The organism is Acinetobacter sp. YH12235 (genome assembly GCF_013417705.1).
Taxonomy (GTDB): Bacteria; Pseudomonadota; Gammaproteobacteria; order Pseudomonadales; family Moraxellaceae; genus Acinetobacter.
Genome location: NZ_VPDL01000004.1, coordinates 90,231 through 114,506, shown reverse-complemented (window position 1 = coordinate 114,506; position 24,276 = coordinate 90,231). Strand labels below are relative to the sequence as shown.

Genomic DNA, 24,276 nt, shown 5'->3' with positions numbered 1-24,276 from the left:
ACATACTTTTAAGAATGATTCAGCCTAAGCTACCTAAGCACTAGAAAAATCCATCACTTAATAACTGAAGGGCAGATATGCCAAATAACACTGCATAGGTGAAGTTTATGACTCTGGGTTTAACTGCATTAGAGTTAGCACGAATACAGTTCGCCTTTACTGTATCTTTTCATATTATCTTTCCTGCAATTTCAATCGGATTAGCAAGTTTTTTGGCTATTCTGGAATGGCGCTGGTTAAAGACTAAAAATCCGATTTTTCAGGATCTGTTCAAGTTTTGGGTCAAAATTTTCGCCGTCGCATTTGGTATGGGCGTCGTATCCGGTGTGGTAATGAGCTATCAGTTCGGAACCAACTGGAGTGAGTTTTCCCGGGTCGCTGGAAGTGTGACCGGACCCTTGCTGGCTTATGAAGTTTTAACTGCGTTCTTTTTAGAAGCCGGATTCCTGGGCATCATGCTCTTTGGCTGGGATCGGGTTGGCCCACGAGCGCACTTTTTCTCCACTTTAATGGTGGCAATCGGCACCTGTATTTCCATGTTCTGGATTTTATCTTCCAATAGCTGGATGCAGACCCCTCAAGGTTTTGCGATTGAAAATGGCCTGATCGTCCCGCAAGACTGGGTAGCGATCGTATTTAACCCGTCTTTTCCTTATCGTTTGGCTCATATGGCAATGGCCGCCTTTCTGGTCTCCGCCTTACTTGTAGCCTCAACAGCGGCATGGCATCTGATCAAGGGCCGTCGAGATCCTTTAGTCAAAACTTCATTTTCCATGGCCATGTGGCTGATTCTGGCACTTGCACCTTTACAGATTTTTGTGGGGGATATGCATGGTCTGAATACACTTGAACATCAGCCAGCCAAACTGGCCGCGATGGAAGGCCATTGGGAAACCAATCATGATGAAGGAATGCCTTTATACCTGTTTGGGATTCCAGACATGCAAGCTGAAGAAACCAAATATGCAATTGGTATTCCTAAATTGGGTAGCCTGATTCTGACGCATTCTATGGATGGAAAAGTCACGGGGCTTAAAGATTTTGCACCTGAAGATCGACCCAATTCACTGGTCGTGTTCTGGAGTTTCCGGATTATGGTCGGGCTGGGTATGTTAATGCTCTTGCTTGCACTCTGGGGATTATGGTCACGTACTCGAGGACGGTTTTATGAGTCACGTGGTCTGCATCGTTTTGCACTCATCATGGGGCCATCCGGATTTCTTGCCATGCTGGCAGGATGGTTTACTACAGAAGTCGGTCGTCAGCCTTGGGTTGTCTACGGCATTATGCGGACCAAAGATGCATTATCACCAGTGTCAGCTGAACAGGTCGGTCTAACCTTGATTATCTTTGTGGTGGTGTACTGTGTTGTTTTTGGCGTAGGAATTTTCTACATGTTGCGCCTAATGCATAGAGGTCCAGAATTTATTCATTCCAGACCACACCATGAATCGGATAGCGATGTGGTTCAGGCTTCCCGTCGACCATTGAGCAGTATTCGCGAACGTATTGAAGAGGTTCCTGAACATCCGGATCAGGAGGATAAAAAATGATTGATTTATCATTAATTTGGATTGCGATTATTGGCTTGGGTGTACTGGTCTATACCATTCTGGATGGTTTCGATCTGGGCATTGGCATTCTATTTCCATTCTTCCCGCATCAGGATGAACGCGATGTCATGATGAATACGGTCGCTCCGGTCTGGGATGGTAATGAAACCTGGATGGTTCTAGGGGGCGCCGGATTATTTGCTGCCTTTCCATTGGCTTATTCGACGGTACTCTCAGCGCTATATATGCCCATTATCCTGATGGTGATCGCCTTGATTTTTCGTGGTGTCGCTTTTGAGTTCCGTTTTAAGGCGAATAAAAGCAAACACTGGTGGGATAAAGCCTTTATTGGAGGATCGATCGTTACCAGTTTCTTGCAAGGGATGATCCTGGGTGCATATATTCAGGGGATTGAAACACGAAATGGTGTCTATGTAGGCGGTGGTCTGGACTGGCTTAGCCCATTCAGTATCTTTACCGGAGTCAGTGTCGTAGTGCTATATGCAGCATTAGGCTGTGGATGGCTCATTTATAAAACCGGTGATGATTTACAGGATCGCATGTTTAAACTGATGCCGAAGCTGATTATAGCCTTACTGATTATTTTAGGCGCTGTTAGTGTTTATACGCCGTTGACCCATCCGCAAATTGCGGAGCGTTGGTTCAGCCAGCCACAATTTACCTACTTTATGCCCGTACCGATCTTGGTCATATTGTTTACCTGGCTGGCCTTACGCGCCTGTAAAAGACGCAGTGAACTAGGTCCATTTTCCTATATGCTGGTGCTGGTATTCCTGGCATATACCGGTTTTCTGATTAGTCTGTGGCCATATATTATTCCGCCATCAGTCACGATCTGGCAGGCAGCGGCACATGAAAATAGTCAGTTATTTGCCTTGATTGGTGCCTTGATTCTGATTCCGATTATCGTGATTTATACCTGTATGTCCTATTGGGTATTCCGACACAAGGTACGTGTTGGAGATGATGGTTATCATTAAGGAGCAGTTATGACACGCAAACAGATAGTATGGTTTGTCGGCTTATGGCTTGCAGGTTTTTTGACACTAGCACTTATTGCAGGGGCATTCCGCTTTCTGGTGCATTTGGCCTATTAGGTATATTAAATGAACAAAGAAAAGGGATTTGTTAGTACAAATCCCTTTTTATAGGCTAAATTTTTGATTTTTAAAATATCAAGATGAGGCTTTGATCTGTTTACGATAAACACTTGGACGGACAGGGCGGCTGTTTTTCCATAACCCTTTTTTCTGCTTTTTAGCTTTATTCTGTAGTTCCATCATATAGCGTAAATGGTTTTTATCCCGGATATATTCCTCATAAACCCATGCCGCACCACGTTTCACAATCTCTTCATTGATATTCTTGCGATAATGATAGACCACACCGACACAGCGACCATAACGGTCAATATCCGTAATTTGTACCCGAATCATTTTATTTTTAACCATACTTTGAACTAGGCGTAGTGATTCCTTACCATAGGCCTGTGAAGATTCAGGTGCATCGACATAGGCAAAACGTAATTTGGTCTCAGAGCGACGGATATTAAAACGGTAGCAGGTGAGGGTGTCACCATCACTGACCGCACTTACCCGGCACCAATATTTCTTACCTTTCTTAAAGGGGCGAAATAGGTCCTTTAAATACACCGTAATTTTATGCAGCAAATAATAAGAAAAACACAGAAGTGCGAAGCCCAGCACAATTTGCCAGGTGGTGGAGAGATGTAACAAGGGCAAGATCCAAATCAGCAAAAACAGCCGCATAAACACAGCTAAAAGTTGAGCCATTTTAGATCAAAGCCACTCCGCATAGGGCTTAAAAAGCCATCAATCAGTGTTTAGTTTTGTACCGATAAAATAGCCTAAGCACTATCAAATTAGGCCAATCTCAATCCTAAAACCTGATAATAAAAATAGCCTAAGCAAGTTTAAATTATCTCATAAATAGCCTAAGCAAAAATTTTATAAATTTCATTTCTCAAAAATTGATGTCTTTTATTCTCCTGCAAATCTCTATGCCAATACATCCCCATATTAATTTTCGGAAGTTGTACAGGAACGTCAAAAATATTCAGACAGTTTGCTAACTGTAGATGAGTCAAAACATTTTTAGGAATTGTCAGCATGGCAGTCTTTTGCTGTTCCAGAATTTGCAGGGCTGTGGAATAGTGCTGACAACGTAAAAAAATCTGTCGGGAATAATGTTTTCGACTTAAATATATATCTTCAACTAAAACTCCCGTACGGCGTGAGGAAACGCCAATATGAGGTGAGGCCAGATAAATCTGTTCATTCATTTCTGTTCGTTGTGTACAGACCACGAATTCATCCTGTACCAGTCGTTCAAACTGAATTTTTTCACTAATACTTTGCTCCAGATCAATAACAAAATCGACCTGTTGAGAGGCGAGATCTGCAGCAATATTTTTACGGTCGAGTTTCATGCTACTCAGTTGAAGATCCAGGTTAATTTTTTGGAAATGTTGAACCAGTTTAGGAAAGATCATGGGTTCAATTTCGTCATGTACAGCAATTTTTAAGCTATGAATCGATTCCGGTCTGAATTGCTGATGCTGCATCGAAATATTCTGAATCGTAAAAAGTGCATTTTTAATTTCAGGATAGATCTGATCCGCAAACGGCGTAGGTTGCATCTTGCTACCAGTTCGCACAAATAAATCATCTTGTAAATGCTGTCTTAAACGTTGTAAAGCATGACTGGCCGCTGACTGGCTTATCGATAGAATTTGCGCAGCTTTAGAAATACTGTTTTGTTCGTAAATGGCAATAAAAAGTGGATAAAGATTAATATCAATACGATGAAAATTTCGTAGATCCATCACGGTTTTTGAATGAATACTATGCATACTACTATATGGAATTAAATCATTTTATTCATAATAAGTTTTGGGTTAAGGTGTTGTAAAGCGTATGAATTAGAATATTCAGAGGGATAAAGCAATGTTTGAGCTGTCAGCACGTGCACAGGATTATTTAAATAGAACAAAAAAGTTTATTACTGATGAAATTGAACCTGTCGAGGCTGATTTCTGGCATCAGGTGCATGAACTGAATCAAGGCGGTGACTGGACCAAATGGCAATGGCCGGCAGAACTTGAAACATTGAAAGATAAAGCCAAAGCGGCAGGTCTCTGGAATATGTTTTTGCCTTGTCCAGAATTAGGTCAGGGATTATCCGTTCAGGAATATGCGCATATCGCTGAACTTTCTGGACAAAGCCTAATTGCACCTACTGTCTTTAACTGTAATGCACCAGATAGCGGCAATATGGAAGTACTGTGGCGCTATGGTTCTGAAGAACAAAAACAGCAATGGTTAATGCCACTTCTGGAAGGGAAAATCCGTTCAGTGTTCTGTATGACTGAACCTGCAGTGGCTTCTAGTGATGCTACCAATATGCAGGCGACGGCGGTAGTTGAAGGTGATGAAATTGTTTTGAATGGTCGTAAATGGTGGTCTTCAGGTTTGGGTGATCCAAATGCCAAAATCATCATCTTTATGGCACATACACCGGATGAATCCAAAGACCGTCATCATCAGCATTCCATGGTTTTAGTTCCAGTCGATACTGCAGGCGTAAAAATCGAACGGATGCTTCCAGTCTTTGGTGACTATGATGCACCACATGGCCACGGCGAAGTCAGCTTTGATAATGTTCGTGTTCCAGTTTCGAATTTTATTGGCGGTGCAGGTCAAGGCTTTGAAATTGCCCAAGGTCGTTTAGGGCCAGGCCGTATTCACCATTGTATGCGTTGCATCGGTGCTGCTGAAAAATCATTAGAGTTGATGATTGACCGAGGTATGAGCCGTACCGCATTTGGTAAAGAGATTTTAAAACTGGGTGGTAACCTGGAACGTGTCGCAGAAGCTCGCGTTACCATTGATCAGGCTCGATTATTAACCTTGTATGCTGCCTATAAAATGGATACTTTAGGGAATATGGCAGCACTGACTGAAATTTCTGCAATTAAAGTGGTCGCGCCAAGTGTGCTGGAAAAAGTCGTGGATATGGCAATTCAGATCCACGGCGGTGCGGGTGTTTCTCGTGACACACCGCTGACCGGATTCTTTGCCCAAGCCCGTGCCTTACGTCTGGCTGATGGCCCGGATGAAGTGCATAAAGGCATGATTGCCAAACTGGAACTGGCAAAACGCGGTTATAGCACACGTCGTAAAAAATAAGCTGGCTTTATATACAGAACATTGAAACGTATTAGAAGATTTTAAGGAAAAATTATGGCGGTCATTGATGTAGGTGGATCAGTTCGTGAAGGTGAGGAACTGGATGTACAGGCCATCACAGATTGGTTAAATCAACAAGGAGTAAATGTAGAAGGTCCTTTAGAGCTTACTCAATATTCCGGTGGAGCTTCAAACTGGACTTATCGTTTGCAATATGCCAATGCCGATTTGATTCTACGTCGTCCGCCTCAAGGGACTAAAGCTAAATCTGCGCATGACATGGCACGTGAATATCATGTACAAAAAGCTTTGGCTGAACACTATCCAGTCGTACCTGAAATGGTGGCACTTTGTCAGGATGAATCAGTCATTGGCTGTGATTTTTATGTGATGAAACGCATTGAAGGTATTATTCCGCGTGCCAAGCTGCCGCCTGAATTACAACTGACTGAACCAGATATCCAGACTCTATGTATTAATGTGATTGATAAGCTGATCGAACTACACCAAGTTCCTTACACTGGTACAGAACTGGAAAAGTTAGGCAAAGGTGAAGGCTATTGCCGTCGTCAGGTCGAAGGCTGGGATGCACGTTACGAAAAAGCCAAAACATTAAATGTTCCATCTTTTAAATACGTGCGTAACTGGCTGAAAGATAATATTCCATCTGATTCCAAAACCTGTGTCATTCACAATGACTGGCGTTTTGATAATGTCATTTTGGATCCAGAAAATCCAACTGAAGTTATTGGGGTGCTGGACTGGGAAATGGCCACCCTGGGTGATCCGCTGATGGACTTGGGTTCTGCCTTGGCTTATTGGGTAGAAGATACGGACAATGCCATTTTTAAAGCAACACGTCGTCAGCCCACCAATTTAAAAGGTATGTTTACCCGTAAAGAAGTGGTGGATTACTATCTGGAGAAAACCGGTCTGCAACCGGAAAACTGGACATTCTATGAAGTGTTTGGGATTTTCCGTCTCTCGGTAATTGCTCAGCAGATCTATTATCGTTATTACCACAAACAAACCAACAATCCAGCCTTTAAGGATTTTTGGGTAGTCATTCATGCCTTGCATATTCGTGCCTTAAAACTGATTGGTCTACAAAAGCTTGAAGCCAATGACATTGCACAAAAATATATCCTGAAATTTAAAGAGTTAATGCCAAAATGACCACCATTTACTTGATCCGGCATGGACAGGCATCTTTCGGGGCAGCCAGTTATGATCAGCTTTCGCCAAATGGGGAACTACAGGCAAAATTGCTCGGTCGTTATTTTGATGAAATTCTGAAAGAAGCACCGTATGTAGTGGCTGGTTCTATGCAACGTCATCAACAGACGGCACAGTTATCTTTAGATGAATGTTTTCCTGAAAGCGAGATTTTGACCGATAGTGCCTGGAATGAGTTTAATCATCAGCAGGTCTTTGCCCGTTATGAACCGCGTTTTAATCAGCCTGAACTGCTGAAGCAGGATGTCTCAGAACATGCCAATCCACGGGATTATCTGAGCAAGATCTTTAGTGGAGCGATTGCTCGCTGGACCTGTGATGATTATCACCATGAATATGATGAATCCTGGCCAAATTTTAAAAGCCGCGTAGAAACCGGTTTGCAGAACTTATGTGATCAGCTTGCGCAAACTAAACCGCGCTATGCAATCGTGTATACCTCGGGTGGCGTCATCTCTGTGGCGGTAGGCAAAATCCTGGGTCTGAGTCCGGAGAAAACTTTCGCTTTAAACTGGGCAATTACCAATACCAGCATTACTACATTGCGTCTGGTCGGAAATGAACCCCAGCTACTCAGTTTGAATGAACATCATTTTATTAAAGCACAGCGTCCAGACCTGCTAACCTGGATTTAAAAATTATTGAAGATAAAACACCTTATAAAATAAAGGGATAGGGTAAAAATATGGCTAAAACGATTTTAATTACTGGTGCAAGTTCAGGGATTGGTGCCGGTATGGCACGTGAATTTGCAAAAAAAGGGTATAACCTGGCGATTTGTGCACGTCGTCTGGAACGTCTGGAAACTTTGAAGCAGGAACTCGAGAGCCAATATGATATTAAAGTCATTGCCAAAACACTGGATGTGACCAATTATGATCAGGTTTTTGAAGTTTTCCGTGCCTTTAAAGAAGACTTTGGCACCATTGACCGGATTATTGTCAATGCTGGTGTAGGTGAAGGCCGCCGGATTGGTAAAGGTAATTTTGCGATCAATAAAGCTACTGTTGAAACCAACTTTATTTCTGCATTGGCACAATGTGAAGCTGCAGTGGAAATTTTCCGCGCACAAAACTCCGGTCATCTGGTGATGATTTCATCGATGAGCGCAATGCGTGGTATGCCAAAACACTTGACTGCTTATGGCGCAAGTAAGGCTGGGGTTGCACATCTGGCTGAAGGCATTCGTGCTGAGCTAATTGATACACCAATTAAAGTCACGACCATTTTCCCAGGCTATATTCGTACTGAAATTAATGAAGGCGCGAAAAAATTACCATTTGAAGTGGATGAGAAAACGGGTTCACGTTTATTGGCAGAAGAAATTGAGAAAGCGCCAGTCAAAGCCTATGTACCGAAATGGCCTTGGTTGCCACTTGGTTTAGCAATGAAAATATTACCGCTAAAATTAGTCAATAAATTAGGTTAAAACTTCAATTAAAAAAAGCTCCATTAGGGGCTTTTTTACTTTCTAGAATTAAAAAAATTAGATGAGATAAGTTTATTAATGGCTTTAAAGGTAAAAGATATGATGAATAAGGTTAGTTGAACTTCTCTAAATAGCTAAGACTTTGATGATGAATAAATTTTATTTCTATATAAAAATAAATATTCTATCAAAATAGAAATAATTAAATTTTTAAGAAGAGAATTTTTAGACGACAAGTTTTATAGAAAATACTCCTTATTTTTCTGCTTTATTCTTGATCTTGAAAAAATTACTAAAACTGCCCAAAACTTGGACATACTCGCTGCGAAAGTGGAAAGATAACTTCTCTTTTTTATAAATTCCTTTAATGTACAACTGTTCAGAAATCAAAGGTTGTCCATATGTCTACATCTTCGGATATGACTGACCAACAGCGAATCTCTAAGGTCAGAAATATCGTTACACAGGCCGGGGAAGAAATACGTACCCGTTATCCTATACTTAAACATCAGAATTTCATTGGTGCGAGTATTTTAGGTTTTGCCTGGACGGGGATGATCGCATGCGCATTGGCATATGGATATGGTTATCTTTCTGCGTGGTTCACCATTCCCCTAATTGCAATTTTTGCTTCACTGACACATGAATTAGAACATGACCTGATTCATTATATGTATTTCAAAAAAACACCTTGGGCACATCATTTAATGTTGGCTTTAGTGTGGCTGGCTCGTCCAAATACAATTAGCCCATGGGCTCGCCGACGCATGCATTTGCATCATCATAAATATTCAGGCACTGAATATGATCTTGAAGAACGTGGCATCAGTAATGGTATGCCATGGGGGGTTCGCCGCATTCTAGTGATCAGTGACCAGTTGATGTCAGTGTATTTGCGTCCTTTTCAGATGTTTAAAATGATTCATCTTTTTATGGAAAAACAGCCTGAAAAAGAACGTAAAGTTGCCATGATTTCTCAGCTATTAGGCTTCTTGCCATTAAGCTTGATTTATTATGGTCTGTGCTATTTATTTGTAGTCTTTCATGTAGGTAATGCCGTTGCACCAATCTTTGGTTATGAAATGCTTTGGTCGGAAAGTATCATCGAAGCTATGCCGCTCGTGAATTTCTTGGCAGTAATTTGGATCATTCCGAATTTTATCCGTTCTTTTAGCCTGCAATTCGTTAGCTCCAATATGCATTATTATGGTGATATTGATCCACGCGATGTCATCAAGCAGACTCAGGTACTGAATCCATGGTGGATGGTGCCATTCCAGTTATTTTGCTGTAATTTCGGTTCAACTCATGCGATCCATCATTTTGTGGTCAAAGAACCCTTTTATATACGTCAGTTGACCTCTAAAACGGCGCATAAAGTCATGAAAGAAGTGGGTGTACGCTTTAATGATATTGGGACGTTCAAGCGCATGAACCGCTGGAATGATCATAAAGTTTGATATATCAGCCACATTAAAAAAATCCCGTTAAACGCCGGGATTTTTTTATTTTGCTAGTTAAAGTTACGTGAATATTCATTAAAAATGACTGCTGAGGTATTACTCGTAATCCATAAATTGCAGTAAAATTAATCATATCTTTATATAAATTAGTCCATTATGTTGCTCAAAGCTGCCACTATCGCCTTAATTCCCACGCTCGTAATTCAGGGTAACCGTGTCAAAAAAAATACGATAAAACTTCCAGAACCAGAGGGTGCACGTGAAGGTCAAACAGGAACAGGCAAAAAACTTTCATTACTGATTGTGGGTGATTCAGCAGCAGCAGGGGTCGGGGTAGATCATCAGAATGATGCCTTACTTGGCGCGATTCTGAATGAGCTAAAAAATGACTTTGAAATTGAATGGAAGTTACAGGCAAAAACGGGCGATACCACCTCAAAGGTCATTCGTACTTTAGACCAGATTGAAGCTAAATCCTATGATGTGGTCGTGACTTCAGTCGGCGTGAATGATGTGACTAAGCTCATGCCTGCCGATGTCTGGATCAAGAAGCAGGAACAGTTTTATGGCAAAATCCAGCAAAAGTTTAATCCAAAACTGGTCATTGCAGCCGGTGTCCCTCCAATGAACATGTTCCCAGCTTTACCGAATCCTTTGGCCTGGTTATTTGGTCAATATGCCAAACACATGAACCAACAACTGGAAAAATTTGTGAACAAGCAGATCAACATGCAATGGATTGAATACGATATTGAAAAATATCGGGCCATGAATTTACAAATGGCCAAAGATGGTTTTCATCCAAGTAAGGAAGTTTATACACTTTGGGGACAAGAAGTCGCTAGCAAGATCCGTCAGGCATTCTAAAATAACTGAAATACCTGAATCTGGAACAGTTTATGTCGGATATTGAAACCCATCCATTACCGCCATTTTTACCGCCCAATGCCAAATTATTGATGTTGGGCAGTTTTCCGCCACCCGCAACGCGCTGGAAAATGAATTTTTATTATCCGAATTACCAAAATGATATGTGGCGGATATTTGGATTAATTTTCTTTAAAAATAAAGATTACTTTTTGGACTTACCTAATAAAAAATTTCAGGAACATCTAATCCGTGAGTTTCTAACTGAAACGGGGATTGCGATTTTTGACAGTGCTTATCAGATCCGACGCCTGAAGGGAAATGCTTCCGATAAATTTCTGGAAATTGTAGTGCCAACGAATTTGCAAAATCTATTAGGGAAAATGCCGGACTGCAACCACATCATGACTACAGGCGACAAGGCCACAGATACTTTGATGCTCTCTATGCCTGAAGGTACGTTGAAACCCGGTATAGGTGAGCCAACACAGGCACATTTTCTTGGCCGTGACCTGTATCTATACCGGATGCCATCTTCATCCCGGGCTTATCCTTTGGCTCTGGATAAGAAAGCAGATAGTTACCGGATGATGTTCGAGCATGTCGGTCTAATTTGAGTTATGAAAAAATATAAATATTAAGTATATTTATGAAATAAGCTTACTTTTAGAAAGTATTTAAATATTTTCTACCTGCATATTGGGATATTCGACCCAGCGATAATCCTTAACTTTAATATCCCGAACATGATGAAAGCTGGACCAGATCAGTTTGCTACCTTTACTCCATTTTAATGTAGAGATACGAGATTCAACTTTCTCAATCTCTTCCGCTGTTGCAGGACGTAAAGAGCCAATCTCTGCATATAAACGTACACCGGGATAATGCTTAAATTTTCCCTTGAACATGGAACTTAACCAGAACAGTTTGCTGCTATTCACAGCCTGAATGCAGGCAAGTGGCTGATGCTGTAAATTTTCAGAGAAGGTGGTGGAGTAGGTATCAAAAAAGAAACCTGTACTAGACTGCTGATCCAGAAAGACAGTTCCGATCGGAGTAATACTAGGAAAGCCTTGGGGATTGACGGTTGCGATCGAACAATGCATTGCTGCACGCTGCGCATCTGCAACAACTTGACGGATATTTTGCCATTCAGAAGGGGAAATCACGATGTTTTCTCTTTATTATTTTAATCAAGCTTAATCTGTATGTCTAAAATAGGCATTGCCATAAAAATATTCAGGCAAGGGCAATTTAACCAATTAAATATATTAGGTAAATTCCCTGTAAACGAAAAAGAGCCGATATGGCTCTTTCAAATTTTAGAAATGGAAAAATGAATTAACCATCATATTCCACATAATCCCACAGGTTTAAGCGCGCTTTAATTTCTTTGCGGATATTCGGCAACATCGGGAGTAATGTCCCGTCAATCCATAAACTTAAAGCTTGTGCAGAAATCAGTTGCTGTTGTTCATCGACCAGTTGCGCGCCTTTAACCATCACCAGTGTTTCTTCAGAAGCTTCGGTTTCAACACCTTTGAATAGCACCTGTAATTCATAACCGGTATCCTGAATCAGCCATTCCAGTTCGACCTGGATATTCTGATTAGATTTAAGTACGACCTGACCTTCGACCAAGTCCGAATCAGACAGGCAGTCATGTTCAACCCGTATTTTGGCTAAAAACCATTCTTGTTGAGACAGATCCTGCAAGGTCTTAACAGGGGTGAGAATATCACTGAGTTTAAACTGACGACTTAAATCAAAAAATTGCATGGGAGTGGAAAGCGAAAATTCGCAAAATACTGGAAAAGTGTAATTTTAGAGCAATCAACGGAATAGGTAAAACCTTTGTAGGTATTGATCTGATTAATGTATAAGAAATAAGCTGAAAAATATAAGTATAAAAACCTGCTTTATAGATTTAGTCAATTTTATATTGTTCAGCTTATCACCAATAAAGATCCAAAATATCTAAAGCCAACTATCAATTAAGGAAAAATCACACTAAATGTAATTTGATTGCAATGTATTTGTCATTACATCAACCATTCTCCGGGGAATTTTGTCGCCAGATTCATCATATAACGCTGGAATTGTGTCGTTTCAGGGTCATGATTATGCTGAATCACTGAACCATTTTTCTGATGTTCCAGCCAAATGATCTCACCCTGTTTATTTAACTTCAGCTGATAAGCCATTCTGGGTAAATACTGGTTTAAGGACTTGGTAATTTCATCTTGGAGTTGATCTGATTCAATCACCAGACCGACTTCAGTGTTTAAATAGGCAGAGCGTGGATCAAAGTTAAAGGAACCGATAAATACCATGCCATCCAGATCAAAGAATTTGGCATGTAGACTGGAGCTGTTCTTATTTTTGGCCGGAATAATATTACCGGTCATAATTTCATACCAGGTCCGTTTTGGTCGTTCAATATAAGGTTTGAATTCCCAGAGCTCGATCCCATTCTTGAGCAGCTGTTTACGGTATTGCTGATAATAGGCATGAACCAAAGCGACATCATTTGCCTGGAACGAATTGGTTAAAATTCTGATTTTGACACCCTGTTGGGCACGTTTACTTAAATAATCCGCACCTTCCTGAGTAGGAATGAAATAAGAAGAAACCAGTTCCAGATGATCTTTGGGTTCACCCATAAGTTCCAGCATATGGGTATAAATATAATCGCCATTCTGGGCGCTACGACGGACCTTGGAAGGGGCATCGGCAACAAAATAGGCATTTCCCCATTTGATTGGGCGCTTTCTCAACTGCTCATCAATCTGCTGTTCAGCAATACCGACTCGGCGTTTCAATTCATTTTTATCGACTTCATCTTCTTTAAATTCAGTTCTTAGTCGTTTTAAAAGTTGTGGATTACCCGAATCATTTAGAACTTGTCGGATATCATAGCTCAGATCATCGTTCCAGAATTTGATAAAGGTCTGATTCGCATCGTGGGCTGGTTTCCCGGCAAAGAAAATATCGACATCGCTAAACTGAAAATCCTCACTAGCATCAAAATATTCACTACTGATATTCCGACCACCCGTGACCGCTGCCGTACTATCCGCAATAATCAGTTTGTTATGCATGCGCGGATTAACATATTTCATACGAAATCCGTAATCTAGGGCACGCAATTGACGGAATTTATAAGGATTAAATAGTCGGACTTCGAAATTGGGATGCTGGGCTAAGGCCAGCAGCTTATCATCCAGTTGAGTTCCGTTCTGGTCATCAATCTGAACCCGAACCTTCACGCCACGGTCTGCGGCTTTTAATAATTGGGAGAGGATCATGTTGCCAATATAGTCATCTTTCCAGATGTAATATTGCAGGTCGAGATGGTATTTGGCTTGATTAATCAGATATAACCTTGCCGCCATACTCATAAAACCGTCATATAAAGGCAGATAAGCCGTTTTCCCTTCCTGAATCTGTGGCAGTTGTTCCTCTCTGATCCAGTGGGTCGATTGTACTGGAGTAATAGCTTCTTCTTTTGCTGTATTGGGAGCTAATTCACAGCCAGAAATAGTCAGGCTAAAAACAAAAATACTTAAACATGTAATTGACGAGGGCTTAGTCATTGATGTTCCATTAGTTATAGGGGTTTTATTCCTCAACTTGTGATGTTAATGGTTGAATCTCCGAATAGAAAGAGGTTACTGTTAACCATCTGTAAATCAGTAATAAAAGGATCGTTTTACATGAAATCACGTGCAGCGGTTGCATTTGGCCCAGGTCAGCCATTAGAAATTGTGGAAGTAGATGTTGCTCCACCAAAAGCAGGTGAAGTACTGGTAAAAATTAGCCATACTGGCGTATGTCATACCGATGCATTTACCTTGTCTGGTGATGATCCGGAAGGCGTATTTCCAGCCATTTTAGGCCATGAAGGCGCGGGTGTGGTCGTTGAGGTAGGTGAAGGCGTGACGAGTCTGAAACCGGGTGATCATGTGATTCCACTTTACACAGCAGAATGTGGTGAATGTCTGTTCTGTAAATCGGGTAAGACCAACCTGTGTGTAGCGGTTCGTGCGACTCAGGGTAAAGGTGTAATGCCAGATGGAACTACCCGTTTTTCTTATAATGGCCAGCCGATTTATCATTATATGGGCTGTTCAACGTTCTCTGAATATACAGTCGTTGCAGAAGTTTCTCTGGCGAAAATTAACCCTGAAGCTAACCATGAGCAAGTGTGTTTATTAGGCTGTGGCGTGACTACAGGTATTGGTGCAGTACATAACACTGCTAAAGTACAGGAAGGCGATAGCGTCGCTGTATTTGGCTTAGGCGGTATTGGTCTTGCAGTTGTACAAGGTGCTCGCCAGGCCAAAGCCGGCCGTATTATTGCCGTGGATACCAATCCAGATAAATTCGAACTGGCTAAACAGTTTGGCGCTACTGATTTTGTGAATCCAAAAGACTATGACAAGCCAATTCAGCAAGTGATTGTGGAAATGACCGGTTGGGGCGTAGACCACTCTTTTGAATGTATTGGTAATGTCGACGTAATGCGTTCAGCACTAGAATGTGCACACCGTGGCTGGGGTCAGTCTGTGATTATTGGCGTAGCAGGTGCAGGTAAAGAAATCTCGACTCGTCCATTCCAGTTAGTGACTGGTCGTAAATGGATGGGTACGGCATTTGGTGGTGTTAAAGGTCGTTCTCAATTACCGGGCATGGTTGAGCAGGCCATGAAAGGCGAAATTCAATTAGAACCATTTGTGACACATACGATGCCATTAGAACAGATCAATGAAGCCTTTGATTTGATGCATGAAGGCAAGTCGATCCGTAGCGTGATTCATTTTGATTAAGATGATTTAGCGATTTAAACTTCATAAAGGCCGGTGAACACCGGCCTTTTTATTTTAATAATTAAGGTATATCAGATACATTTGCCTATCAAAGCACCACAGAGCTTTACCTAAAAAACACAAGGCTTCTAAGGTCATTACATGCCAGATGCTTATAGTGAATAGAAGCGTATCGATAGACGCGATTAAAACCATGTTTAAGAATCATTTTAAAGAATAAGGATAAGCTCTATGTCGAATGATAGATTTGATCGTATTAAAAATTCTCCTAAAGATGTCCGTGATGATTTAAACGCCGATCCAATTAGCGGCGAGCCAGGTGCACATCCTATTGGCACAGGCGTAGGTGCCGCCGGTGGTGCAGCTGCAGGTGCAGCAGTCGGTGCAGCAGGCGGTCCGGTCGGTGCAGCAGTAGGCGGTGTTGTTGGGGCAGTGGTCGGTGGTCTCGCAGGTAAAGGCGTAGGCGAAGCTGTGAACCCGACTGAAGAAGCAGCTTTCTGGCGAGATAATGCTGTTGAAACCCCTTATTATTCAGATGCCCGTACCACGTATAGCGATTTAGATTACGATCGTGACTATGATGCGGCCTATCGTGTCGGTTATGAAAACCGTGGGGCATATGATGCCAATACCCGTTTTGAAGATGTAGAAAGCGATCTGAAAGTAAAATGGGAACAGGCAAAAGGCCAGTCACGCTTGAACTGGGAACAGGCAAAATTTGCAGTACGTGATGCATGGAATCGCGTAACCCGTTAATTGCAAATGCCAAAACCAAGATCTAATATGCTCTTGGTTTTAAGGAAATGGGCAAAGTCTGCTGACCGTCACGACTTTGTCCATTATTAATATCTGAAAGGTTAGAATTCTAGGGCGATAAGTAAAAGTATAAATACTGATAAATATTTTTTTATATTTACTACTTGTCAAAACTGGATAGAGCGCGTATTTTAATTTCAGATTCACATTTTTATGAAAGACATAAACATGTTAAAGCAACCTATCATTTCAAACGCTTATTTTTATTTCTGGCAGTTTAGATAATTGCCTGAATGCGTTTGGGCAATGAAAAGGTTGCCCACCAGTTAATACCTGATCGGCAACCCTGATCAGGTTTTTTTATGCATGTGATTTAACAATTTTTTGGAGACAGCCATGACAAACTTTAACTATTCATACTTTAGCAACTTTTATTGGTCTTACTTTAGCCAGCTAATGACGCTTTCGACATCTTCGATTAGACCCATAACGCTCAAATAAAAGTTTGGACTGATTGCCAGTCCCAGGATTTAAAGTCATGAATATTGCACATACATCACAACAACATCAAACAGAAACCATTTTAGCTTTACCACAGCAGCTTAAGCAGCAATTGCCACTGTCTCCGCAATTGGCTGTACAAGTCGCTGAACAGCGTCAAATTATTCAAAATATTTTAGAGGGTAAAGATCACCGTTTAATGGTGATTACCGGACCATGTTCCATTCATGATGAAGCTTCCGCACTGGAATATGCAGAAAAATTAAAACAGCTTCAGGAACAGGTTTCTGATCAAATTTTCCTGGTTATGCGGGCCTATATTGAAAAACCACGTACCACCGTAGGCTGGAAAGGCTTCCTGTATGACCCAGAACTCGATGGCTCATCCAATATGCAATTGGGTCTGGAAAAATCTCGTGCACTGTACCTAAAACTGATTGGCATGAGCCTGCCGATTGCCTCAGAGATCTTAAGTCCAATGGCAACGGCGTATTTCGATGATCTATTGGCCTGGGGTGCGATTGGCGCGCGTACCAGTGAATCACAAATTCACCGTGAAATTTCCAGCCATATGCCGTACAGCATCGGTTTCAAAAATGGGACAGATGGTTCGATTCAAATTGCTCTTGATGCTATTCAGTCAGCTTCCAATCCACATCAGTTCATGGGCATGAGCCAATCGGGTCTGCCGTGTATCCTGAGCTCAAAAGGGAATCCAAAAGCACATTTGATCCTGCGTGGTTCAAATAGTGGTCCGAACTACCAGTTGTCTGAAATTGAAAAAATTAAAGCGAAACACTCAACCGATTTGCCGGCCCTGGTTATTGATTGCAGTCATGGTAATAGTTCAAAAAACCCAATGCTACAACCTGAAGTGCTGGAGCAAATCGTCGCTGAACGTTTGCACAGCAATGTGCGGGGTGTAATGCTCGAAAGTCATCTGGTCGATGGCAATCAGAAAATCTCTGAAGATATGGTTTACGGCCAGTCAGTGACTGATGGATGTCTGGGCTGGACAAAAACCGAGCAATTATTGTTAAATATGGCTGATTCACTGCGATGCGAAAGTTTAAAGCGTAGCGCTTAAACTCACGATCTTATCTTTCCTCAATTCGTTGAGGAAAGATATTATGATCGGATATGGTTGTTCAGAAGTATTTTTCTAAATGCTGAAAGCAACAATTCGATATTTTGAAAATTAAAACAATGAGTATTAAAACGATTTTAAAAAATTCATAAAAAATAATTAATTTAAAAAAATAAACAATAACAATAATTTATTAGAGGTCAGCCTGATACTGTTTTTAAACAGCGGATGAGTAATGATCCTAGGAAGCTTGCTATGTATACAACTGAATTGCTCGATGAAGCACGTAAATTTATGCACCATATGCTGACCAAAGTCGTTGAATATGGTGGTTCCGATCTTTTTATTACAGCTGATTTCCCGCCCAGTATCAAACAGCAAGGGTTAATGAAACCGTTTGGCCAGCAGAAACTCACAGCCGATAAGACCCGTTTGTTTGCTTATGCCTTGATGAATGAGCGACAGATTCAGGAATTTGAATCGGTGATGGAATGCAATTTTAGTATTAGCATCCCGGGCGTGTCGCGCTTCCGGGTTAATGTCTTCCAGCAACAGCACAATGTAGGCATGGTGATTCGGGTCATTACGACAGATATTCCAAGCTTTGAGCAGTTAGGCTTACCAGCTTCATTGCAACAGGTCATCATGCAGAAACGTGGTTTGGTGCTGGTAGTTGGTGCAACGGGTGTCGGGAAATCGACTACATTGGCAGCCATGATTGATTATCGTAATACTCATACTGAAGGGCATATTATTACGATCGAAGACCCGGTGGAATATGTCTATCAGCATAAAAACTCGATGATCACCCAGCGTGAAATTGGTGTAGATTGCGTTTCCTGGCACAATGCACTGATTAATACCATGCGGCAGGCACCTGACGTTATCGTGATTGGCGAAATCAGGGATACAGACAGTATGGAGCATGCAATTGCCTTTGCTGAATCTGGCCATTTATGTCTTGCAACACTCCATTCTAATAATGCCGATCAGGCACTGGACCGGATTATTAACTTCTTTCCAGAAGAACGCCGTAATCAGTTACTGCTAGATTTATCAGCTAATATCAAAGCCGTGATTTCTCAGCGGCTAATTCGCACTGAAGATGGTAAAGGTCGTCGGGCTGCGGTAGAAATTCTGCAAAATACTCCTTTAGTTTCTGACCTGATTCGTAAAGGTGAATTCCATGAACTTAAAACGATTATGGCTCGTTCGCGGGAACTGGGCATGCAAACCTTTGATCAGGCATTATTTGATTTATATAACCAAGGCATTATTTCTTATGAAGAAGCCTTGCGTAATGCAGACTCCAGCAATGAATTACGTTTGCAAATCAAGCTGAAGAGCAGTCGTATTAATCCTGTTTTACAGGCAGAAAATGCACAGATTTCACTTCTGGAACAGTCCAGATCGCGTGCACTTTCTCCTGATTAATCTTGGCTTTTTAATAAACAGACTACTATTCAGTTCAATAGAACTGAGTCATAAATCTTCTTTAATGGTGGCTTTTAAGCAAGGCAGTTTTAGGCCACCTATCTAATTTTTTAATTTTATCCTTACTTGCCTGGTGAATTCAGTTTCACCGTCTTGCATTTATCCTGAATATGATCTTTTTCATTGTAATATTCTTTTAAAATGAAATAGGTTTTAAAAGGCAATATATGTCTACTTAATTGATATTTAATTGAACTACATCATATAAATTTTAAAAAATATTTTCTTTATAAATCAAATCTGTTTGAGGCTTTAAAAAAAACGCTGCACAATAAAAATCAAATGATATTGGCATGAATCAAGCATTTAAATTCATGTAATTGTGTATTTCCAGGGGAAGAGAATGTTCACGGCAGAACTGTTGGACGAAGCAAAAAAATTCATGCATCACATGCTGACCAAAGTAGTGGAATATGGGGGCTCAGACTTATTTATTACCGCAGATTTTCCACCGAGTATTAAACATCAGGGCTTAATGAAGCCCTTTGGACAACAAATTCTTACTGCTGAAAAAACCAAACTGTTTGCTTATAGCTTGATGAATGATAAACAGCGTCAAGAGTTTGAAGCTGAACTAGAATGTAACTTCGCGATTACTGTACCGGGTGTATCGCGCTTCCGGGTAAATGTTTTTGTACAACAGCTTCAGGTCGGGATGGTAATCCGGACCATTACGGCAGAAATTCCAAATTTCCAGAAACTGAAATTACCAGAATCATTGAAACACGTGATTATGGAAAAACGCGGTCTGGTACTGGTTGTAGGAGGAACGGGTTCAGGTAAATCGACCTCTCTGGCAGCGATGATTGACTACCGCAATGAAAATTCGGCGGGGCATATCATTACCGTGGAAGATCCGGTGGAATATGTACATAAACACAAGAAATCCATGATTACTCACCGTGAAGTTGGAGTCGATTGCCATTCCTGGCACAATGCGCTGAAAAATACCTTGCGTCAGGCCCCCGATGTAATTCTGATCGGTGAGATTCGGGATACCGAAACCATGGAACACGCAATTGCCTTTGCTGAAACCGGACATTTATGTCTGGGTACACTGCATTCCAATAATGCTAACCAGACTTTGGACCGGATTATTAACTTCTTCCCGGAAGAACGCCGTAATCAGTTATTAATGGATTTATCTTCGAATATGAAGGCGATTATTTCCCAGCGTCTGATTCGTACTCAGGATGGAAAAGGGCGTCGGGCTGCAATTGAAATCATGTTAAATACACCTTTGATTTCTGATCTGATTCTAAAAGGTGAGTTTCATGAGCTGAAAGCCATTATGGGCAAATCTCGTGAACTGGGCATGCAGACTTTCGATCAGGCCTTATTTGACCTGTATAACGAGGGTGCGATTTCTTATGAGGAAGCATTGCGTAATGCTGATTCGACTAATGAATTACGTTTACAGATCAAGCTGAAAAGCAACCGCCAGGATAATCCTGCTGCTGGAGAAGCAACACAATTCACGATGATGCAAGAACCGAAAGCTGAAGAAAAAGAACAGGAAAATACTTCAGCATCTGAATAAATACATCTTCGTGTCAGAATTAAAACAGGCAGTTCATCTGCCTGTTTTTTTATTATATTTAGATATTAACTTGTATTAGGCAGTCTTAACTTGAACGACCAGTTTAAAGTAAACAATACTGCATAAGGTGAGTAAACTACAGAGAATAAAGGCGAACTGATAACTATAAGTCGCAATAAGCGCCCCAATCAGTAGCGAACCGACCGCAATTCCTACATCATAGAAGGTATAAAAGGTCGAAGTAGCATAACCAATCCGGTGTTTCGGTGCACGTTGAATGGCCAGTGTTTGAATGCAAGGTTGTGCGCTGCCAAAACCGATACCAATCAATACCGCAGCCAGCAGGAATCCCCCCAACGTCTGAATCTGACTGAGTAAAAAGAGTCCTAAGCTAAAGATGAGTAGCGCAGGATAAATCACATATTGTGGACCTTTGCGATCGTAAATTTTTCCGGTAATCGGACGTAAACTCATCATGGAAATGGCGAATACGACAAAGAATAAACTGGCATAAGCCATCAGGTTTTTACTGGCAGCAAAAGGTGCAATAAAAGACATGATGCTGGCATAAGAGAAAGAAATCAGAGCTGCCAGAACAGCAACAGGCAATGCTTTCTTTTCTACAACATCAGACAACACCAGTCCTTTTTTCTCAGGAATAGTTTGAATGATGTGCTCAGGCTCTTTGACCGGAATCATTAAGCAGAAAGCAAATCCGATAAAAACTAATGCAATAAGCAGCGTTGTGATCTGAAAATAAGACCAGTATTCAATCAGACTTAAGCCAATCAATGGTCCTAGAACAATACCCAGATTGACTGACATGACGTAATAGCCCATGCCTTCGCCTTTACGCTGTTCTGGAATAAACTGATTTACTACAGGGACACAGACGGTAGTCAAAATACTAAACCAGATCCCATGCAAAAAACGGATGATAAATAAGGTCGTCAACTGATCGGCAAGCAGGTAGGCTAGGGAAAATAGACTGAAAAAGATTCCAGAAACAATCAGGGTTTTACGGATACCCAATTTTTCAATAATTAGGCCACTAAATGGTCGTACAGCAATCGCTGAAATCATGAACAAGGTCATGGCCAGACCAGCTTGGGCTAAGTTTCCGCCTAATTCTTTCAGGATATAAATCGGTAAAATCGTGGTTTGTGCAAAATAGAAAATAAATAAAAACAGGTTATTGGCCAGACACAGCACAAAAGGCTTGGTCCATAAAGGCAATAGATTGGATTTCATAATTTTCCTAAATTGATCTATAGGGAAATGCTGCGATGAGCATGAATATTATTTTTATAAAGCAGCCTGAGCTATCTGATGCGAGTGATAGCAGGTACAGCAAAGACTTTAAGAAAAATGTGTGAAAAATACAATAAAATTCCGATATAAATACATTGTATTTGATGGTGAGCTTTAAATACGAAGTTTTCAATGCGTAAAAAAATCAGCCCGCAGGCTGATTCTTATTTTTCCATACTAAATCAAAGTAGCTTATAGGCCAGCTTCATATTCTGTATTAGACAATAGCTTTTCTACATCTGCCATATTGTCCGGTTTGATTTTATAGATCCAGCCTTTGCCATACGGGTCATCATTAATGAAGTCAGGATCATCTTCAAGCGCAGCATTGATTTCAACCACTGTACCAGAGACAGGTGCATGAATATCAGAAGCAGTTTTCACTGATTCAACCACGCCAGCCTGTTCGCCCGCAGTAATATGTGAGTCAAGATCTGGTGCTTCTACATAAACCAGATCACCTAATGCATCCTGTGCATGGTCGGAAATACCGGTCACAACAAGATCACCCTCAATGCGTACCCATTCATGCGTACTTGCGTACTTTAATTCTGAAGGATGATTCATTGATAACTCCCTAAAAATCTTAAGATCATTTTTGATATGTTTTATACATTCTTTTTGGCCAAAACAAAAGGTTTATCCGTGCTTATAAATAAGGATCTTTACGCCAGTTGCTCGGGCTACGACCACTCCAGCGCTTAAACGCCCGACTAAAATTGGCCACATCACTATAGCCAAGTTCATCAGCGATCTGCTCCAGAGTAAAGTCTGTACGGGATAATAAGGAAGTGGCATGCCGGTAGCGCACTTCATCCACTAGCGTAGAGAAAGAAGTACCTTCAGCGGCCAACTGACGCTTTAAGGTTCGATCCGACATATGCAGCCGTTCAGCTACGCTTTCAATACTCAGATAATGCTGTTCGGAATGAGTCAGAATATCCCGTACCCGCATGGCAATCCGGTGCCGTTCACCAAGTGCCGATAATTCAGCTTCACACTGGTTAATCGCAATCTGGCTAGCAATCGGATCAGCGTGTACCAACTTGTTCATCAGGTAGCTTTTATCAAAGCTTAAAATTAAATGCGGCTGTTCAAAACGGAACTGATGCGTAGGAAATTTCGCCATGAAGCGCTCAAAACCTTCCGGTTTTTTGAAATCAAAGTCGATTTCACCGGTTGCATCGTTAACCCCGGTAATGGCTTTGGCCATACTGATCAGGCCAATCATCAGGGCAATTGAAATTTCGGTGCGAAGCGGTTCCAGCTGAATATCAGTTTGCAACTGTACGGTTGCCTTAGCGCCAAAGGTCGAGAAAAATAGCTGCAGGAAGGGTAAACGTAACTGAATGAATCGGTTCGCTAGCACCAGAGCTTCGGTAATATTATTCGCCGTCATGATGGCATAACCGATAAAGCCATGAATCGAAATCCGCATCTGGGTACCTAAGTGATAACCCAGTGTCGGTTCACCAGTGAGCTTCAGGGCATGCTTGACCAGTTCATTGGCCACAGGGGTCGGAATACGGTAATCAGGATCTGCCAACTGTTCACTGGTCAGGCCAAAAGGCTTAAAAAGCGACTCATTATTATACCCCCAGCGGGAAATGACATCGAGAAGCAAGAGACCGTATACACCTGGAATACCTTGGTCTTGGCGTGGAGCTATTGTTTTCATGCGCGATCCGTTGCACTCATTCAAATTTTTTTATTTTCACTTCATATTGGCATGAAAAAGCCATTTTCTTGATAAAAATTGTTGGACAAAGCTGTGGCAATTTCCACAAGCAGATTTTAATCAACTTCAAGCAGAGTAGCTCAACTTAAAGTTGGAAATCAATGTAAACCAGAGATATTTTAGGGATTTAATTTTAAGCCTACAGATTTCTATTAATTCAGAATAGGGCTGTTTTTTGAATAATCTGGAATTTAAAAATGCTTGTGGAATAGTTGATATTCCCATAAAAGCAAACCGAAGCAT

The 24,276-nt window shown here is 41.3% G+C and carries 23 protein-coding genes; 15 read left to right on the top strand and 8 right to left on the bottom strand.

The genetic code is table 11. From position 1 onward, the window contains the following. Window positions 1–107: 107 nt before the first annotated feature. From FTV13_RS03610 to FTV13_RS03600, 3 genes are read left to right on the top strand one after another with little or no spacing between them, the layout of a single operon-like run. Window positions 108–1,553, top strand: coding sequence for a cytochrome ubiquinol oxidase subunit I (locus FTV13_RS03610; protein ID WP_159122896.1), 1,446 nt, complete (start codon window positions 108–110; stop codon window positions 1,551–1,553). Then, on the top strand, window positions 1,550–2,554 hold the full coding sequence (gene cydB, locus FTV13_RS03605; protein ID WP_034702762.1) for a cytochrome d ubiquinol oxidase subunit II: 1,005 nt from the start codon (window positions 1,550–1,552) through the stop codon (window positions 2,552–2,554). The genes FTV13_RS03610 and cydB overlap by 4 nt, the downstream gene beginning before the upstream one ends. Window positions 2,555–2,563: 9 nt before the next feature. Next, complete coding sequence (locus tag FTV13_RS03600) at window positions 2,564–2,671, top strand: DUF2474 domain-containing protein (protein ID WP_104426067.1); 108 nt, start codon at window positions 2,564–2,566, stop codon at window positions 2,669–2,671. 78 nt (window positions 2,672–2,749) lie between these two features. Here the strand turns inward: FTV13_RS03600 and FTV13_RS03595 are convergent, their stop codons facing one another. Then, window positions 2,750–3,367, bottom strand: coding sequence for a thermonuclease family protein (locus FTV13_RS03595; protein ID WP_180011023.1), 618 nt, complete (start codon window positions 3,365–3,367; stop codon window positions 2,750–2,752). 161 nt (window positions 3,368–3,528) lie between these two features. After that, window positions 3,529–4,446, bottom strand: a complete 918-nt coding sequence (locus tag FTV13_RS03590; RefSeq protein ID WP_180011020.1) for a LysR family transcriptional regulator — start codon at window positions 4,444–4,446, stop codon at window positions 3,529–3,531. 94 nt (window positions 4,447–4,540) lie between these two features. Here FTV13_RS03590 and FTV13_RS03585 point away from each other — a divergent pair, with 94 nt between their 5' ends. The 7 genes from FTV13_RS03585 (at window position 4,541) to FTV13_RS03555 (ending at window position 11,394) form a co-directional block, all read left to right on the top strand. Further along, window positions 4,541–5,782, top strand: coding sequence for an acyl-CoA dehydrogenase family protein (locus FTV13_RS03585; RefSeq protein WP_180011018.1), 1,242 nt, complete (start codon window positions 4,541–4,543; stop codon window positions 5,780–5,782). Window positions 5,783–5,836: 54 nt separating this feature from the next. Beyond that, entirely contained in the window at window positions 5,837–6,958 is a 1,122-nt protein-coding gene (locus tag FTV13_RS03580) for a phosphotransferase family protein (protein WP_125278629.1), read from the top strand. Continuing rightward, the gene (locus FTV13_RS03575) at window positions 6,955–7,653 is read left to right on the top strand and encodes a histidine phosphatase family protein (RefSeq protein ID WP_034702771.1); all 699 of its coding nucleotides are present in this window, start codon (window positions 6,955–6,957) and stop codon (window positions 7,651–7,653) included. The genes FTV13_RS03580 and FTV13_RS03575 overlap by 4 nt, the downstream gene beginning before the upstream one ends. A 50-nt stretch (window positions 7,654–7,703) precedes the next feature. Further along, entirely contained in the window at window positions 7,704–8,447 is a 744-nt protein-coding gene (locus tag FTV13_RS03570; RefSeq protein ID WP_179993228.1) for an SDR family oxidoreductase, read from the top strand. A 401-nt stretch (window positions 8,448–8,848) separates the two neighbouring features. Then, window positions 8,849–9,907: a fatty acid desaturase gene (locus FTV13_RS03565; protein ID WP_179993227.1), complete on the top strand. Its 1,059-nt coding sequence runs from the start codon at window positions 8,849–8,851 to the stop codon at window positions 9,905–9,907. Between the two features lie 159 nt (window positions 9,908–10,066). Further along, entirely contained in the window at window positions 10,067–10,777 is a 711-nt protein-coding gene (locus FTV13_RS03560; protein ID WP_179993226.1) for an SGNH/GDSL hydrolase family protein, read from the top strand. A gap of 32 nt (window positions 10,778–10,809) precedes the next feature. After that, on the top strand, window positions 10,810–11,394 hold the full coding sequence (locus FTV13_RS03555) for a uracil-DNA glycosylase family protein (protein ID WP_180011016.1): 585 nt from the start codon (window positions 10,810–10,812) through the stop codon (window positions 11,392–11,394). Window positions 11,395–11,454: 60 nt separating this feature from the next. Here FTV13_RS03555 and FTV13_RS03550 read toward each other — a convergent pair whose 3' ends face one another. The 3 genes from FTV13_RS03550 to FTV13_RS03540 all read right to left on the bottom strand — a co-directional run bounded on the left by FTV13_RS03550 (window position 11,455) and on the right by FTV13_RS03540 (window position 14,373). Then, entirely contained in the window at window positions 11,455–11,946 is a 492-nt protein-coding gene (locus FTV13_RS03550) for a pyridoxamine 5'-phosphate oxidase family protein (protein ID WP_180011014.1), read from the bottom strand. A gap of 172 nt (window positions 11,947–12,118) precedes the next feature. After that, window positions 12,119–12,556, bottom strand: a complete 438-nt coding sequence (locus tag FTV13_RS03545) for a hypothetical protein (protein WP_125278624.1) — start codon at window positions 12,554–12,556, stop codon at window positions 12,119–12,121. Between the two features lie 263 nt (window positions 12,557–12,819). Next, on the bottom strand, window positions 12,820–14,373 hold the full coding sequence (locus FTV13_RS03540; protein ID WP_180011011.1) for a phospholipase D family protein: 1,554 nt from the start codon (window positions 14,371–14,373) through the stop codon (window positions 12,820–12,822). A 120-nt stretch (window positions 14,374–14,493) separates the two neighbouring features. Between FTV13_RS03540 and FTV13_RS03535 the strand changes: the two genes are divergently transcribed. The 5 genes from FTV13_RS03535 (at window position 14,494) to FTV13_RS03515 (ending at window position 20,984) form a co-directional block, all read left to right on the top strand. Continuing rightward, window positions 14,494–15,606, top strand: coding sequence for an S-(hydroxymethyl)glutathione dehydrogenase/class III alcohol dehydrogenase (locus tag FTV13_RS03535; protein ID WP_166138145.1), 1,113 nt, complete (start codon window positions 14,494–14,496; stop codon window positions 15,604–15,606). A 231-nt stretch (window positions 15,607–15,837) separates the two neighbouring features. Beyond that, on the top strand, window positions 15,838–16,362 hold the full coding sequence (locus FTV13_RS03530; protein ID WP_159122907.1) for a hypothetical protein: 525 nt from the start codon (window positions 15,838–15,840) through the stop codon (window positions 16,360–16,362). A 538-nt stretch (window positions 16,363–16,900) separates the two neighbouring features. Further along, window positions 16,901–17,950 carry a 3-deoxy-7-phosphoheptulonate synthase gene (locus tag FTV13_RS03525; protein WP_180011009.1) on the top strand — a complete coding sequence of 350 codons (1,050 nt, stop codon included), beginning with the start codon at window positions 16,901–16,903 and terminating at the stop codon, window positions 17,948–17,950. A gap of 255 nt (window positions 17,951–18,205) precedes the next feature. After that, complete coding sequence (locus FTV13_RS03520) at window positions 18,206–19,384, top strand: PilT/PilU family type 4a pilus ATPase (protein WP_180011007.1); 1,179 nt, start codon at window positions 18,206–18,208, stop codon at window positions 19,382–19,384. Between the two features lie 403 nt (window positions 19,385–19,787). Beyond that, entirely contained in the window at window positions 19,788–20,984 is a 1,197-nt protein-coding gene (locus tag FTV13_RS03515) for a PilT/PilU family type 4a pilus ATPase (protein WP_125278619.1), read from the top strand. Between the two features lie 75 nt (window positions 20,985–21,059). Here FTV13_RS03515 and FTV13_RS03510 read toward each other — a convergent pair whose 3' ends face one another. The 3 genes from FTV13_RS03510 to FTV13_RS03500 all read right to left on the bottom strand — a co-directional run bounded on the left by FTV13_RS03510 (window position 21,060) and on the right by FTV13_RS03500 (window position 23,973). Continuing rightward, window positions 21,060–22,235: an MFS transporter gene (locus FTV13_RS03510; RefSeq protein ID WP_179992609.1), complete on the bottom strand. Its 1,176-nt coding sequence runs from the start codon at window positions 22,233–22,235 to the stop codon at window positions 21,060–21,062. A gap of 252 nt (window positions 22,236–22,487) precedes the next feature. Continuing rightward, entirely contained in the window at window positions 22,488–22,862 is a 375-nt protein-coding gene (gcvH, locus tag FTV13_RS03505) for a glycine cleavage system protein GcvH (protein WP_104426083.1), read from the bottom strand. Window positions 22,863–22,944: 82 nt separating this feature from the next. Continuing rightward, window positions 22,945–23,973, bottom strand: coding sequence for an AraC family transcriptional regulator (locus FTV13_RS03500; RefSeq protein WP_104426084.1), 1,029 nt, complete (start codon window positions 23,971–23,973; stop codon window positions 22,945–22,947). Window positions 23,974–24,276 lie beyond the last annotated feature (303 nt).

Excerpts from the sequence above, each read along its gene's own strand:
- FTV13_RS03595 (WP_180011023.1), bottom strand. The coding sequence starts at position 3,367 with ATGGCTCAACTTTTAGCTGTGTTTATGCGGCTGTTTTTGCTGATTTGG.
- FTV13_RS03530 (WP_159122907.1), top strand. The coding sequence starts at position 15,838 with ATGTCGAATGATAGATTTGATCGTATTAAAAATTCTCCTAAAGATGTC.
- FTV13_RS03555 (WP_180011016.1), top strand. The coding sequence starts at position 10,810 with ATGTCGGATATTGAAACCCATCCATTACCGCCATTTTTACCGCCCAAT.
- gcvH (WP_104426083.1), bottom strand. The coding sequence starts at position 22,862 with ATGAATCATCCTTCAGAATTAAAGTACGCAAGTACGCATGAATGGGTA.
- FTV13_RS03560 (WP_179993226.1), top strand. The coding sequence starts at position 10,067 with ATGTTGCTCAAAGCTGCCACTATCGCCTTAATTCCCACGCTCGTAATT.
- FTV13_RS03590 (WP_180011020.1), bottom strand. The coding sequence starts at position 4,446 with ATGCATAGTATTCATTCAAAAACCGTGATGGATCTACGAAATTTTCAT.
- cydB (WP_034702762.1), top strand. The coding sequence starts at position 1,550 with ATGATTGATTTATCATTAATTTGGATTGCGATTATTGGCTTGGGTGTA.
- FTV13_RS03580 (WP_125278629.1), top strand. The coding sequence starts at position 5,837 with ATGGCGGTCATTGATGTAGGTGGATCAGTTCGTGAAGGTGAGGAACTG.
- FTV13_RS03585 (WP_180011018.1), top strand. The coding sequence starts at position 4,541 with ATGTTTGAGCTGTCAGCACGTGCACAGGATTATTTAAATAGAACAAAA.
- FTV13_RS03545 (WP_125278624.1), bottom strand. The coding sequence starts at position 12,556 with ATGCAATTTTTTGATTTAAGTCGTCAGTTTAAACTCAGTGATATTCTC.
- FTV13_RS03610 (WP_159122896.1), top strand. The coding sequence starts at position 108 with ATGACTCTGGGTTTAACTGCATTAGAGTTAGCACGAATACAGTTCGCC.
- FTV13_RS03575 (WP_034702771.1), top strand. The coding sequence starts at position 6,955 with ATGACCACCATTTACTTGATCCGGCATGGACAGGCATCTTTCGGGGCA.
- FTV13_RS03570 (WP_179993228.1), top strand. The coding sequence starts at position 7,704 with ATGGCTAAAACGATTTTAATTACTGGTGCAAGTTCAGGGATTGGTGCC.
- FTV13_RS03520 (WP_180011007.1), top strand. The coding sequence starts at position 18,206 with ATGTATACAACTGAATTGCTCGATGAAGCACGTAAATTTATGCACCAT.
- FTV13_RS03535 (WP_166138145.1), top strand. The coding sequence starts at position 14,494 with ATGAAATCACGTGCAGCGGTTGCATTTGGCCCAGGTCAGCCATTAGAA.
- FTV13_RS03565 (WP_179993227.1), top strand. The coding sequence starts at position 8,849 with ATGTCTACATCTTCGGATATGACTGACCAACAGCGAATCTCTAAGGTC.
- FTV13_RS03510 (WP_179992609.1), bottom strand. The coding sequence starts at position 22,235 with ATGAAATCCAATCTATTGCCTTTATGGACCAAGCCTTTTGTGCTGTGT.
- FTV13_RS03600 (WP_104426067.1), top strand. The coding sequence starts at position 2,564 with ATGACACGCAAACAGATAGTATGGTTTGTCGGCTTATGGCTTGCAGGT.
- FTV13_RS03515 (WP_125278619.1), top strand. The coding sequence starts at position 19,788 with ATGTTCACGGCAGAACTGTTGGACGAAGCAAAAAAATTCATGCATCAC.
- FTV13_RS03525 (WP_180011009.1), top strand. The coding sequence starts at position 16,901 with ATGAATATTGCACATACATCACAACAACATCAAACAGAAACCATTTTA.
- FTV13_RS03540 (WP_180011011.1), bottom strand. The coding sequence starts at position 14,373 with ATGACTAAGCCCTCGTCAATTACATGTTTAAGTATTTTTGTTTTTAGC.
- FTV13_RS03500 (WP_104426084.1), bottom strand. The coding sequence starts at position 23,973 with ATGAAAACAATAGCTCCACGCCAAGACCAAGGTATTCCAGGTGTATAC.